Annotated in this window: 15 protein-coding genes; 13 read left to right on the forward strand and 2 right to left on the reverse strand. The window is 38.4% G+C overall.

Annotated elements, in window-relative coordinates; translation table 11 throughout:
* The first annotated feature begins 20 nt into the window (after nucleotides 1-20).
* From ACFIKX_RS04295 to ACFIKX_RS04355, 13 genes are all read left to right on the forward strand, one after another.
* Nucleotides 21-749, forward strand: a complete 729-nt coding sequence (locus ACFIKX_RS04295) for an RlmE family RNA methyltransferase (protein WP_375627677.1) — start codon at nucleotides 21-23, stop codon at nucleotides 747-749.
* 173 nt (nucleotides 750-922) lie between these two features.
* Nucleotides 923-1,948 carry a GTPase ObgE gene (gene obgE / locus ACFIKX_RS04300; protein ID WP_375627676.1) on the forward strand — a complete coding sequence of 342 codons (1,026 nt, stop codon included), beginning with the start codon at nucleotides 923-925 and terminating at the stop codon, nucleotides 1,946-1,948.
* A gap of 1 nt (nucleotide 1,949) precedes the next feature.
* The gene (proB, locus tag ACFIKX_RS04305) at nucleotides 1,950-3,089 is read left to right on the forward strand and encodes a glutamate 5-kinase (protein WP_375627675.1); all 1,140 of its coding nucleotides are present in this window, start codon (nucleotides 1,950-1,952) and stop codon (nucleotides 3,087-3,089) included.
* A gap of 45 nt (nucleotides 3,090-3,134) precedes the next feature.
* Entirely contained in the window at nucleotides 3,135-4,391 is a 1,257-nt protein-coding gene (locus ACFIKX_RS04310) for a glutamate-5-semialdehyde dehydrogenase (protein ID WP_375627674.1), read from the forward strand.
* A gap of 29 nt (nucleotides 4,392-4,420) precedes the next feature.
* A complete protein-coding gene (locus ACFIKX_RS04315; RefSeq protein WP_375611862.1) occupies nucleotides 4,421-5,014 on the forward strand; it encodes a nicotinate-nucleotide adenylyltransferase in 594 nt (197 codons plus the stop codon).
* A gap of 111 nt (nucleotides 5,015-5,125) precedes the next feature.
* Nucleotides 5,126-5,512 carry a ribosome silencing factor gene (gene rsfS / locus ACFIKX_RS04320; protein ID WP_375610572.1) on the forward strand — a complete coding sequence of 129 codons (387 nt, stop codon included), beginning with the start codon at nucleotides 5,126-5,128 and terminating at the stop codon, nucleotides 5,510-5,512.
* Between the two features lies 1 nt (nucleotide 5,513).
* Nucleotides 5,514-5,996, forward strand: coding sequence for a 23S rRNA (pseudouridine(1915)-N(3))-methyltransferase RlmH (gene rlmH, locus ACFIKX_RS04325; protein WP_375627673.1), 483 nt, complete (start codon nucleotides 5,514-5,516; stop codon nucleotides 5,994-5,996).
* A 133-nt stretch (nucleotides 5,997-6,129) separates the two neighbouring features.
* Nucleotides 6,130-7,374, forward strand: coding sequence for a murein hydrolase activator EnvC family protein (locus ACFIKX_RS04330; protein WP_375627682.1), 1,245 nt, complete (start codon nucleotides 6,130-6,132; stop codon nucleotides 7,372-7,374).
* Nucleotides 7,364-8,674, forward strand: coding sequence for a S41 family peptidase (locus ACFIKX_RS04335; RefSeq protein ID WP_375627672.1), 1,311 nt, complete (start codon nucleotides 7,364-7,366; stop codon nucleotides 8,672-8,674). Before ACFIKX_RS04330 ends, ACFIKX_RS04335 begins: the two co-directional genes overlap by 11 nt.
* Before the next feature lie 39 nt (nucleotides 8,675-8,713).
* Nucleotides 8,714-9,235: an RNA pyrophosphohydrolase gene (locus tag ACFIKX_RS04340; RefSeq protein WP_375627671.1), complete on the forward strand. Its 522-nt coding sequence runs from the start codon at nucleotides 8,714-8,716 to the stop codon at nucleotides 9,233-9,235.
* Nucleotides 9,236-9,334: 99 nt separating this feature from the next.
* Nucleotides 9,335-9,895 carry an invasion associated locus B family protein gene (locus tag ACFIKX_RS04345; RefSeq protein ID WP_375627670.1) on the forward strand — a complete coding sequence of 187 codons (561 nt, stop codon included), beginning with the start codon at nucleotides 9,335-9,337 and terminating at the stop codon, nucleotides 9,893-9,895.
* Between the two features lie 326 nt (nucleotides 9,896-10,221).
* Complete coding sequence (locus ACFIKX_RS04350; protein WP_375611859.1) at nucleotides 10,222-10,515, forward strand: YggT family protein; 294 nt, start codon at nucleotides 10,222-10,224, stop codon at nucleotides 10,513-10,515.
* A 22-nt stretch (nucleotides 10,516-10,537) separates the two neighbouring features.
* Nucleotides 10,538-10,852: a DUF167 domain-containing protein gene (locus ACFIKX_RS04355; RefSeq protein WP_375611858.1), complete on the forward strand. Its 315-nt coding sequence runs from the start codon at nucleotides 10,538-10,540 to the stop codon at nucleotides 10,850-10,852.
* A 51-nt stretch (nucleotides 10,853-10,903) separates the two neighbouring features.
* On the opposite strand, the gene ppa is transcribed toward ACFIKX_RS04355, so the two are convergent.
* Together ppa and typA are read right to left on the reverse strand one after the other, a co-directional pair.
* Entirely contained in the window at nucleotides 10,904-11,434 is a 531-nt protein-coding gene (ppa, locus tag ACFIKX_RS04360; protein ID WP_375613276.1) for an inorganic diphosphatase, read from the reverse strand.
* A gap of 68 nt (nucleotides 11,435-11,502) precedes the next feature.
* The gene (gene typA, locus ACFIKX_RS04365; protein ID WP_375627669.1) at nucleotides 11,503-13,329 is read right to left on the reverse strand and encodes a translational GTPase TypA; all 1,827 of its coding nucleotides are present in this window, start codon (nucleotides 13,327-13,329) and stop codon (nucleotides 11,503-11,505) included.
* Between the last annotated feature and the right edge of the window lie 191 nt (nucleotides 13,330-13,520).

Genomic DNA, 13,520 nt, shown 5'->3' on the forward strand with positions numbered 1-13,520 from the left:
TATGGAGACAATGAATAACGATGAAAAAAACAACAAAAACACCGAGAGGTGGCTATGGAGGTTCAGGGTCACATGAATTATATCAGCGCGTAAAAAAGAAAGCAGGAACCATTAAAGCTTCATCACGACGATGGTTAGAGAGGCATCTGAATGATCCTTATGTCCATCAATCAAAAGTAGATGGGTATCGTTCGCGTGCGGCTTATAAACTCATTGAAATTAATGAGCGCTATAGGTTTTTGAAAAAAGGTCAAAAGGTTATTGATCTAGGAGCAGCACCTGGGGGCTGGTGTCAGGTGGCTGAGCGTATAGTAGGGTCAAGTGATGAGGATCCTAGCGTTGTTGGTATTGATTATTTACATGTTGATCCATTGCCTAGAGTTGCCATGTTGGAAATGGATTTTTTGCATACAGATGCACCGCAGAAATTAATTGAAACTTTAGGGACAAAACCGGATGTGGTTCTTTCTGATATGGCAGCGCCAACAACAGGTCATCGTCAGACGGATCATTTAAGAACGATTTATTTATGTGAAGTTGCGGCTGATTTTGCTCTTTCGGTTCTCAAGCCTGGGGGATATTTTTTAGCAAAGGCTTTTCAAGGGGGAGCAGAAAACACTCTTCTTGCAAGATTAAAACAGCATTTTAAAAAAGTCTACCATGTTAAACCACCCGCAAGCCGATCAGAATCAGTAGAGCTTTATCTTCTAGCACTTGAATTTAAGGGAAAAACAAAAGTACAAGAATAGCACCTTCTTTTAAGAAGACTTAATTTTACTTAACCTATTTAAATGCGATGATTTTTTTCTCAAAGAGTTATCAGCGATAGTGACAGTTTTTCTGTTATCAATGATGAAAAACTGGTAAAATTAATGTATTGCCTATAGAGGTAGAGAGATTGATTCCTCAGTGAGTGTTTCCAATGAAATTTCTTGATCAAGCTAAAGTTTATATTCGTTCTGGTAATGGAGGTTCTGGAGCAGTATCATTTCGCCGTGAAAAATTCATAGAATTTGGGGGGCCTGATGGAGGGAATGGAGGACGGGGTGGTGATGTCTGGGCTCTTGTTGTTGATGGACTTAACACGCTGATTGATTATCGATACCAGCAGCATTTTAAAGCAAAAACAGGGGGACATGGCAAGGGGCGTAATATGACGGGTGAGAAGGGTGATGATGTCATCCTTAAAGTTCCGGTTGGGACGCAAATTTTTGAAGAAGATAATACAACGTTAATATGTGATTTAACGGAAGTGGGACAGCGCTATCGCCTTGCAAAAGGAGGGAATGGCGGTTTTGGCAATCTTCACTTTACAACATCGACAAATCGGGCACCGCGTCGTGCAAATCCAGGTTTGTCTGGAGAAGAGCGTGCAATATGGCTTCGTTTGAAGTTAATTGCTGATGCGGGGCTTGTTGGTTTACCAAATGCTGGAAAATCAACTTTTTTAGCTTCTGTAACGGCTGCAAAACCAAAAGTTGCAGATTATCCTTTTACCACTCTACATCCTCATCTTGGTGTTGTACGTATTGATGGTCGTGAATTTGTTTTGGCTGATATTCCGGGATTGATTGAAGGAGCGCATGAAGGTGTAGGAATTGGAGACCGTTTTTTAGGACATGTAGAACGTTGTCGTGTCCTCCTTCATTTGATTTCTGCTCAAGAAGAAGATGTTGCAAAAGCATATCAAATTGTGCGTCATGAACTTGAGGCATATGGAAATAATCTAAGTGATAAAACTGAAATTGTTGCTTTAAGCCAGATAGATACTCTGACAATTGAAGAGCGTGAAGCTAAACGGGAAGCTTTGCAAAGAGCAGCGGATCAACCAGTTATGATGTTTTCTGCGGTTAGCCGCGAAGGTTTAGAAAATGTGCTGCGTGCTGGTGCACATATTATTGAAATGTCACGCAAAGAGGAGATCAGTGGGGATAGCAAGGTTGATTGAGATGGCTGTTGGATCGCAAAAACTTACACACTATAAACGTATTGTGGTCAAGATTGGATCTGCCCTTTTGGTTGATCCTCAGGCAGGTTTACGGGTTGAATGGCTTAAAAGCTTGATCAATGATGTTGTTGAATTACACAAAGGAGGCGTAGAGATATTATTGGTGTCTTCAGGTGCTATTGCTTTAGGAAGGACATTGCTACAGCTTCCTAAGGGGGCTTTGAAATTGGAAGAAAGCCAGGCATGTGCTGCTTTGGGGCAAATTGAGTTAGCAAAAACCTATGGTGATGCGCTTGCTCAACATGGGCTCAAAACAGGCCAAATTTTGCTCACTTTATTTGATACGGAGGAGCGAAGGCGTTATCTCAATGCACGTGCAACGATTGAGACGCTTTTATATTTGGGAGCTGTGCCTGTTATTAATGAGAATGATACTGTTGCAACAACTGAAATTCGTTATGGTGATAATGATCGTTTAGCTGCACGTGTGGCAACAATGGTGAGGGCAGATCTTTTAATACTTTTATCCGATATTGATGGTCTTTATACAAAGTCTCCCCATAGTGATCCTACGGCTGAATTTATACCTTTTGTTGCATCCATTACGCATGATATCGAAAAAATGGCAGATGTTGCTGCTTCAGAGTTTTCACGGGGAGGAATGAAGACTAAGCTTGAAGCCGGAAAAATAGCTAATGCTGCTGGAACGGCGATGATTATCACCTCAGGCAAGCGTATGAATCCTCTTGCTGCAATTGACAAAGGTGAACGCAAGAGTTTTTTTGCGGCAAGTAAGAAATCTGTCAATGCTTGGAAAACATGGATTTCTGGTCATTTAGATCCATCTGGTGTTTTGACGATTGATCAAGGAGCCATTAGGGCTCTTGAATCAGGAAAATCATTATTAGCTGCAGGGGTTATTGCCGTTGAGGGAAATTTCCAGCGTGGGGATACGGTTGCAATTGTTGGTACAGATGGAGTTGAGATTGCGCGTGGACTTGTAAGCTATGACAAAGATGAGGCTGTACGCATTATAGGACATAAAAGTGAAGAAATCGAAGCTATTCTTGGGTATGAGGCGCGCTCTGCTATGGTGCATCGTAATGATATGATTGTACGTTTCTTGATCAATTCTGTTTAAAAAAGTTACTTTTGTTTTTATTGTTTTGGCAGAGTGGATGTTACGATGACTTTAGAAGAAAAAATGAAAGATATGGGACAAAAAGCACGCTATGCCGCTGCAGCATTGGCTGTTGCTTCTTCTGAGCAAAAGAACAATGCATTAGAAATGATCGCTTTAAGTTTAGAGGCTCAGTCAGATGAAATTTTACGGGCGAATTGTCAAGATTTAGAGAATGCTGCTCAGAATAATTTGAAAGCTGCAATGATTGATCGGCTAAAATTAGATGATTTGCGTTTACGTGCAATGATAGACAGTGTTCGCCAAGTTGCTCGTTTATCTGATCCTGTTGGACAAGTGATGGATGAATGGACGCGTCCAAATGGGCTTCATATAAGTCGTGTACGAACACCTCTTGGTGTGATTGGCATTATTTATGAAAGTCGTCCCAATGTTACAGTTGATGCGAGTTCTTTGTGCTTAAAAGCAGGTAATGCTGCGATTTTGCGCGGTGGTTCGGATAGCTTTCATTCTTCTCATGCTCTTCATTTAGCTTTGGTACAAGGTTTAGAGCGCTCTGGTTTACCCAAAGATGCTATCCAAATGGTTGGAACGACAGATCGTGCTGCCGTTGGGGAAATGCTCAAAGGGTTGGATGGAGCGATTGATGTGATCGTACCACGTGGTGGAAAGAGCCTTGTTGCTCGTGTTCAGTCTGATGCACGTGTTCCAATTTTTGCTCATTTGGAGGGACTTTGTCATATTTATATTGATAAATCGGCAGATTTAGATATGGCACGCAATATTGTTTTAAATGCAAAGCTGCGGCGAACAGGGATATGCGGTGCTGTTGAGACAGTTCTCATTGACAGCCAAGCATTAAAAAAATTTCTTCCTGTTTTAACTGCTTTACAGGAAAAGGGGTGTGAAATTCGTGCCACAGAAGATATTGTTTTTCTTATGCCAGATGTCAAATTAGCTTCTGAAGAAGATTGGTCGCATGAATATCTTGATGCTATTCTTTCTGTTAAAACGGTTGAGGGTGTTGAGGGAGCCATTGCTCATATCAAGCGTTATTCATCAGGACATACGGAATCGATTATTGCTGAGGATTTGGAAGTGGTGAAGAATTTTTTTAATCATTTAGATTCAGCTATTTTATTGCACAATGCATCTACACAATTTGCTGATGGAGGTGAATTTGGTTTTGGAATGGAAATTGGTATCGCAACAGGAAAAATGCATGCACGTGGTCCCATAGGTGTTGAACAGCTAACATCATTTCAATATCACGTTAAAGGAAATGGTCAGGTTAGAGCTTGAGAACACCATTTTTTCCATGGAAAAATTGTATGCCACATGTTGAAAGATCTAATGTTGTGGGTCTTTTTGGTGGTTCCTTTAATCCACCGCATGCGGGGCATCTTCTTGTTGCAAAAATTGCCATTCGGCGTTTGCATCTTGATCAGTTATGGTGGATGATCACTCCAGGAAATCCTTTAAAGGATTGTACACAGTTGCTCCCTTTAGAGGAGAGAATGCGATTAAGTTTTAAACTTATTGACCATCCGAAAATTCGCTTGACAGGTTTTGAAAAAGCTATAGGGAGCAAAGTATCGGTAGATACGATTTTTCATATTCTTACTCATTACAGTGGCGTAAATTTTGTATGGATTATGGGGGCAGATAGTTTTGCGACGATACATCATTGGTATCGATGGCATGATATCGTCTCTATGCTTCCTATTGCGATTATTGATCGTCCTTTAGGCAATCGGTCAGCACTTTCCTCTCCTATGGCACATATTTATCGCCGTTTTCGTTTGGATGAGAGAGAAAGTAAGCGATTACCTTTTATCAAGCCACCAGTTTGGACTTATTTGCATGGACCTTTATCTTTTCAATCTTCAACAAACCTTCGTTTGAAGAAGAATGATTTTTCTTGAACATTTCATAAGATTCTGTTTCTCTTTAGAGAAGTCTCTTTTTTAGATTCCACAACGATAAGAAAGGATATTGATCTGAAAAACATTGCACACAAACACTCTTACGATACTATGCCTTCAAAAGAAAAAAAAGTTTTTTCTGTTAGTGAGAGTCTTGAAGTTATTCTCAAGAGTTTAGAAGATACAAAAGCAGAAGATATTGTTGCTATTGATATTCGAGGGAAGTCATCTTTGGCTGATTATATGGTCATAGCTTCAGCAAATTCGCAGCGTCATGTATCGTCTGTTGCTGATCATTTATTACATACTTGGAAAGATAGTGGGCAGGGGCTTGCGCGTGTAGAAGGGCTTGCTGGAGGTGACTGGGTATTGATTGATACAGGTGATATTATCATTCATCTTTTTCGTCCAGAAATTCGTCTTTTTTATAATTTAGAAAAAATATGGATGACGCCGGATTTAAACGATACGGCTTTGCTTCTCTTCGGAGATCATTAAAATGCAAATTTCTATTTTTGCGGTTGGTCGTATGAAAAGTGGGGCGGAGCAAAAATTAGTTCAGCATTATTTGGATCGTTTTTCTAAAATTTCTGGAGATGTAGGCTTTCATTTAAAAAAGTTACAAGAGATACCAGAAAGTCGTGCTCAAACAGTTTATCAACGTATGGAGGAAGAGGGGAGAAAACTTATTGAATTTTTACCTGAAAAATGTCGATTAATTGTGTTAGATGAGCGTGGAGAATCGATTTCGTCAATTTCTTTTTCTGAAAAATTGAGGTGTTATCGTGATGAGGGCATTCGAGATGTCGTCATTGCTTTGGGAGGACCTGATGGGCATAATGAACAAATAAGGAAGCGTGCTGATTTTCTTTTATCTTTTGGTTTGATGACGTGGCCACATCAAATTGCACGTATTCTTCTTACAGAACAACTTTACCGCGCTGTAACAATTGAAAATAATCATCCGTATCATCGTTTTTAATATTTTTGTTCAATTTTTAGCACTTATTTATATGTTTATTAATATTGTTTTAGCTGACACCATTTAAAGCATCTCTAATGTATACGATGAGGTGTCATGGTTTTTGCAAATGAAAAAGCTTCTTCATAGAAAGATGCTATATTTATATGAGGAGTGCGTCATATTTGTCATTCTGCTCTTGAGTATATTTTTTTGCTTTTCTGTATCGCATGCGGAAGATACAATGAGGAGTACGGACGTCCATAAAGAATTAGGAGAAATTCGCCAAAATATTTCACTTTCGCGTGAGCGTGTTGCTTTTCTTATGCATCAAGTTGAGCATTTAAAAAAAGATCAACGTGTTTTGAGTGATGCACTCATAAAGGCGGCTAAAGAAGAACGTATAGTAGCAGATGATATTGCTAAAAGGGAAGAAAAGCTTAAAAAAATGATAGAAAAGCGGGTACAAGTCTATCAAAGTTTAAAAAATCGTCGTGCTGAATTTGCGGAAGTTCTTGCAATTTTGGAGCGTATGGGATTGAATCCGCCTCCTGCTCTTATGATACAGCCAGAGGACGCGTTGGCTTCTATACGTAGTTCTGTTTTATTAGGTACCGTTATTCCTCAGATGCAAGAGAAAACACGAGATTTAACAGAAAAACTCAAGGAGTTGACCAATTTGAGTAATTCCATTACTACGGAATATAAGGCATTAAAGACAAAGCTGCAAAATCAAGCAGAGCAGCGAAAACGTCTAGAGCTTTTATTAGACCAAAAAAACAAACTACAAAAAAAATCAGAAAAAGAACTTACAGAACAGCAACAAAAAAATATTGCTCTTGCTAAAAAAGCGCAGTCTTTAGAAGAATTGATTTTAGAGCTCGACCGTCAGTCAAAACTTAGCTCTGATGCATCAGTACAGGTACGGAAAAGTTTGCAATTGTTAGAACAGTCCAATTTTGAAAGCCGAAAAGGTTCTTTACTTTTTCCTGTTTCAGGAAAAAGAATACATCACTCTAACAAAAGTTCGCAGATTACGCGCTTTGGTGAAACGATAGAAACAGAGTCAGGAGCTGTTGTTATATCACCTGTGGATGCTTTTGTTGCTTTTGCTGGGCCATTTCGTTCTTACGGACATTTAATCATTCTCAATGTTGGAAATGGTTATCATATCATTCTTACTGGAATGTCGAGAATTAATGTAAAACAGGGGCAGTTTGTTCTTTCAGGTGAGCCTCTGGGTATAATGGAAATGCAATTTATTTCAAACAGTGTTGCATTGGATATAGGAAAAACTTCTCCAATGCTTTACATTGAGTTTAGAAAGCAGGGAAAACCTGTAAATCCAACTCCTTGGTGGCAGACTGAAAAAATAAGAAGGAGCCAAAATGATTCGTAAAGTTATTCTTTTGGTCGCTGGGGTATTGCTCGGCGCCTGTTCAATGATTATGGTGCAGTCTGTTGCTGCGAATAATGAAGATAATGCATATAAAAAGCTAGCTATATTTGGCGATGTTTTTGAGCGTGTGCGTATGCAATACGTTACAGTTCCAGATGATAAAAAGCTTATTGAAAATGCTATCAATGGCATGCTCACATCACTGGACCCTCATTCATCTTATTTGAATGCTGAAGAAGCCAAGGATATGCGGGATTCTACGAAAGGAGAGTTCGGAGGTCTTGGTATTGAGGTCACTATGGAAAAAAACTTAATTAAAGTTGTTTCACCAATGGATGATACTCCCGCTTCAAAAGCAGGTATTCTAGCAGGAGACCTTATTTCAAAAATTGATGATGTACAAACGAATGGTCAAACATTGAATGAAGCTGTTAATAAGATGCGAGGTGCTCCTGGAACACCAATTACCTTAACAATTATTCGTTCTGGCGTTGATAAGCCATTTGAAGTGAAGATTGTTCGTGATATTATCAAAGTAAAAGCGGTGAAATATCGGGTTGAAGGTGATATTGGATATTTAAGAGTTATCCAGTTTTCTGAACAGACATTAAATAATCTTCTAGCGGCAATTAAAGATATCCAATCTAAAATTCCTGAAGATAAGCTAAAAGGTTATGTCCTTGATTTGCGGCTTAATCCGGGTGGGCTTTTAGATCAAGCTGTTAATGTTTCGAGTGCTTTTCTCAATAAAGGTGAAATTGTGTCGACTCGTGGGCGCAAAAAGAGTGATGTGACAAGATTTGATGCGAAGCCAGGTGATGTCATTAATGGAAAACCGCTCATTGTTCTTATTAATGGTGGTTCAGCAAGTGCTTCTGAAATTGTTGCGGGTGCATTGCAAGATCATCGTCGTGCAACAATTTTAGGGACGCAGTCTTTTGGTAAAGGATCTGTTCAAACAATTATTCCTTTGGGTGAAAATGGGGCTTTACGCTTAACAACAGCACTTTATTACACGCCATCAGGCACTTCTATTCAAGGAACAGGGATCACACCTGATATTATTGTAGAGCAACCACTCCCTGAAAAATATAAAGGTTATGATGTAAAAGTTGGTGAGTCTACATTAAAAGGACATATCAAAGGAAAACGAGAGAGTAATAAAGGATCTGGTTCAGCTGCTTTTGTTCCCAAAGACCCTAAAGATGATATTCAATTGAATGAGGCCTATAAACTGTTACGAGGTGAAATGGCAAATGCAGCATTTCCACCAGATCCCAATAAGGATGTGTTAAAGTGAGAATTGATATCTATAGCTTGCGATTTTGAGGAATATTAAATGGATGCAGATATTAATTTGAAGATTCTTCCATATCGCAAATGTGTTGGGATTGTTGTCTTTAATCATGAGGGGAAAGTGTGGGTTGGGCGTCGTTTAATGATGCCCATTCATGCAGATATTGACATATCTCATCGTTGGCAGCTTCCTCAAGGAGGGATTGATGAAGATGAAAAACCATTAGATGCAGCATATCGTGAACTTTATGAAGAAACGGGTATTCGATCTGTAAAGTTGATTAAAGAAGCACAAAATTGGTTCCATTATGATTTTCCACAAGAACTTATTGGCTGCACATTAACAAATAAATATCGTGGGCAAATACAAAAATGGTTTGCTTTCCAGTTTACAGGAAAGCTTTCTGAAATTGCGATTAATCCGCCACCAGATGGCAATAAAGCGGAATTCGATCAATGGAAATGGATTGATCTAGAAACCCTTCCGTTGATTGCTGTTTCTTTTAAAAAGCACGTTTATACGAAAGTTGTCAGCGAATTTCGAGGTAGCCTTAGACCATTATAAAAGCTATATGATTATGAGAAAGCTTTTTTTATTAAGATGCTTTATATTATAATAAATAATAAACATGTTTATCTTTTATGTAAAGAACAGGAATATAAAATGAAAAAGTTATTTAATTTACTTATAGTTTTTACTCTCTTGAGTATTTCATCTGTTGCATTTGCAACAAGTTCAAAGCCTCCTGCATCAAAAGATGCGGCAGCGACATTGCCAAATGGAGCTTCTTCTTTGACTGAAACCTACGGTTTGTGGACTATTAACTGTGGTATACAAGAAGGGAAAAGAATTTGTTTTATACACCGTCAAGAAGTAAATGAGCAGGGGCGTGTTGTTGTGGCTATGGGCCTTACTCTCGATGCTGAGGGTGTTGTATCTGGTAATTTAACAGTTCCTTTTGGCATTTTGGTTTCTAAACCTGTTCGTTTACAAGTTGATGAGGGAAAAGCTGTTATCGAAACCGGTATCCGGACTTGTGTACCAGCAGGTTGTGTGGTTCCTGTCGTTTTTGACAAAAATCACGTAGCAGCTTTACGTTCTGGAAAACAGTTAAAGTTGGCGATGACAATTGCTGCTGCAGGTGAACCAGCTTTGAATGATTTATTTGTTCAGCTAGATGGTTTTAGCAGTGCTCTTAATCGTTTGACTGCTTTGCAGAAATAATTTTAAAACTAAAAGCGGCCTTTAAAAGGCCGTTTTTAGTTTGTTTGTTTTTTATAATTAATAATTAAAACGATGAGATTTAAGATTAATCCTATAAGGGATATTCAGATTTTTTGCCGTTTCTTCTATTTTATGTGCTATTTTTAATTTTGATATTTGTTTTCTAACTGCATCGTCATTAAATAGAGAGATGAAGAATTTAGATGTTTGGTTTTTATTCAAGAAAAAAGAGTATTGAAATATAAAACCATTTTTTGATACACAGACCTGCTTTAATGAAGGTTTTCTATACGCTCTTCTGTTTCCTTGATTGAAAGGGATGACGCATGATTTATGCATTGCTTCGAACGATTGATTTGATTTTTGAGATTTATATCGATATTTTAATCGCTAGTGTCATTTTTTCTTGGCTTTATGTCTTTAATATCATAAATTCGCGCAATCGCTTTGTTGTTTTGATAGGAAGCTTTCTATATCGTCTTACAAATCCCGTTCTAAGCCGTATCCGGCAAATTTTACCAAATTTTGGAACGATTGATATTTCACCTATTGTAGTGTTCATTATTATTTATTTTATTCGTACTTTTATGTGGCGCGTTTACGCAAACATGTATGTATAGAAATATTACTTGAGGCGAATACATGTTTTATCAAGTTGATAAAAATAACTTGATTTTGTTTGTATATCTCATTCCAAAATCATCTGTTGACAAAATAATAGGGGTTGAATGTAGGGATGGTGAAAAACAATATCTGGTTATACGCCTTCGTGCTGTTCCTGAAGATGGAAAAGCGAATAAAGCTCTCATTAAATTTCTTGCGAAGCAGTGGAGAATCCCATCTTCTTCTATTTCTCTGAAAAACGGTGCAATATCTCGCTACAAACAACTTTACTTTTCAACACATTTAGAAGAGCTAAAACAGATATGGCAATCCTTTAGAGATTACATCTCGTAGAAAAAATAAATAACAAAGCCTATTTTTTATAGGCTTTATTTTATTAAATCGTTATATTTTGTTATTGCGCTCAACAGCTTGCTTAATTAATTCATGAGCAAAGTTTTTATCACGCCATCCTTCAATTTTAGCCCATTTTCCAGGTTCCAGATCTTTGTAATGCTTGAAGAAATGTTCAATTTGTTTGAGTGTAATCTCGGGCAGGTCTGTATAGTCATGAATATTGATATAGCGTTTTGTTAATTTTGTAGTGGGAATGGCAATAATTTTTTCATCTTTACCACCATCATCTTCCATCATTAGAGCTCCGATGGGGCGAACATTGATAACACAACCAGGCATAAGTGGACGGGTATTACAGATAAGGACATCAATAGGATCACCATCATCTGAAAGCGTATGAGGGACAAAACCGTAATTTCCAGGATAAACCATTGATGTATGAAGAAAACGGTCAACAAATAATGCACCCGACTTTTTATCCATCTCATATTTTATTGGTTGCCCACCAAGGGAGACTTCCACAATAACGTTAATATCTTCTGGTGGATTTTTGCCTACGGGTATTTCCTTAATATTCATAGAGACATCCTTTCTGGAATATAGTGAGGCTCAATACAATTAAATATTTTACCAAAGAGATTATGAAATTAACTTGAAATTGATGTACGTGTTTTTTCAAAACGTTTACGTTCATTAGGATCAAGATAGAGTTTGCGGAGACGAATATTTTTAGGGGTTACTTCCACAAGTTCATCATCTTGTATCCACGATAAGGCGCGTTCTAATGTCATTTTAATGGGAGGCGTTAACTTTACGGCCTCATCTTTTCCAGAAGCGCGCATATTGGTGAGTTTTTTCCCTTTTAAGACATTGACTTCTAAGTCATTATCTCGTGAGTGGATGCCAATAATCATACCTTGATAGACTTTCACACCCGCATCGATGATCATAGGACCACGATCTTCAAGATTAAAAAGAGCATAAGCGACAGATTCACCGTTGTCATTTGAAATCATAACACCATTAACACGACCAGCAATGTCTCCTTTATAAGGTTCATAAGCATGGAAAAGGCGATTCATAATTGCTGTACCACGTGTGTCCGTTAAAAGTTCAGATTGATAACCAATGAGTCCTCGGGTTGGTGCATAAAAGACAAGGCGGACACGATTACCTCCAGAAGGACGTAATTCCACCATTTCGCCTTTACGTTCAGACATTTTTTGTACAACAGTACCGGAATATTCTTCATCAACATCGATAACAACTTCTTCGATTGGCTCAAGAGTTATTCCATTTTCATCTTTTTGCATAACAACACGTGGGCGTGAAACACTAAGTTCAAATCCTTCACGGCGCATATTTTCAATGAGAACTGCAAGCTGTAATTCTCCTCGTCCTGAAACGTAGAAAGAATCTTTATCGGCTGATTCTTCAATTTTAAGAGCGACATTGCCTTCTGCTTCTTTTAACAATCGGTCACGAATGACACGACTTGTTACTTTATCGCCTTCAGTTCCAGCAAGGGGACTATCGTTGACGAGAAAACTCATAGTAACAGTAGGAGGATCAATTGGTTGGGCAGTAAGGGGTTCATTGACAGTAGGGTCACAGAAAGTATCAGCAACGGTACCTTTTTGTAGACCTGCAATCGCAACAATATCACCAGCACTTCCTTCTTCAATAGGTTGCCGTTCTAAGCCACGAAATGCTAAAATTTTTGAAATACGCCCAGTTTCTAAAAGTTTTCCATCTTGTCCAAGAACCTTGACATTTTGATTGGGTTTTAGAGAGCCAGAATGAATCCGTCCTGTAATAATTCGTCCCAAAAACGGATCCGCTTCAAGAATAGTTCCAATCATGCGAAACGGTCCTTCTGCTACACTAGGAGAAGGGACATGCTGCGTCACAAGATCAAATAAAGGACCTAATCCCTGATCTTTTGGTCCTTCAGGGGCTTCAGCCATCCATCCATCGCGTCCAGATCCATAAAGAATAGGAAAATCAAGCTGTTCATCGGTTGCGTCAAGAGTAGCGAAAAGGTCAAAAACCTCATTAATGACTTCATCAACGCGTGCATCCGGTCGGTCAATTTTATTAATAGCAACAATAGGGCGCAATCCTACTTTCAATGCTTTGCCAACGACAAATTTTGTTTGTGGCATCGGTCCTTCAGCAGCATCAACAAGTACAATGGCTCCATCAACCATATTGAGGATGCGTTCAACTTCTCCACCAAAGTCGGCGTGTCCTGGTGTATCAACAATATTAATTCGAGTATCTTTCCAAACAACAGATGTCACTTTCGCTAGGATTGTAATTCCGCGTTCTTTCTCAATATCGTTTGAATCCATCATACGTTCGCTTGTACGCTGATTATCACGGAAGTTTCCTGATTGCTTGAGAAGCCCGTCTACAAGCGTTGTTTTCCCATGGTCAACGTGGGCAATGATGGCAATGTTACGCAATTGCATAAATTTTCTTCTTTTCGTTTAATGAAATTTCATTTGAGGTAAAGTCTTTACATTCTTTGCCTGACTATTAGAAAACCTTTTACATGTTTTTTTATAATTTTGGAAGATGGAGGCAATATTTTTATGGCAAAACTATTTATCCAAGTCTTTAAGGCTCTATTGAGCTTCAATTTCTGAAGCTTCGTAAAAGT

Origin of the sequence: Bartonella sp. CM86QHHN, assembly GCF_042194695.1 — a bacterium.
Lineage (GTDB): Bacteria > Pseudomonadota > Alphaproteobacteria > Rhizobiales > Rhizobiaceae > Bartonella.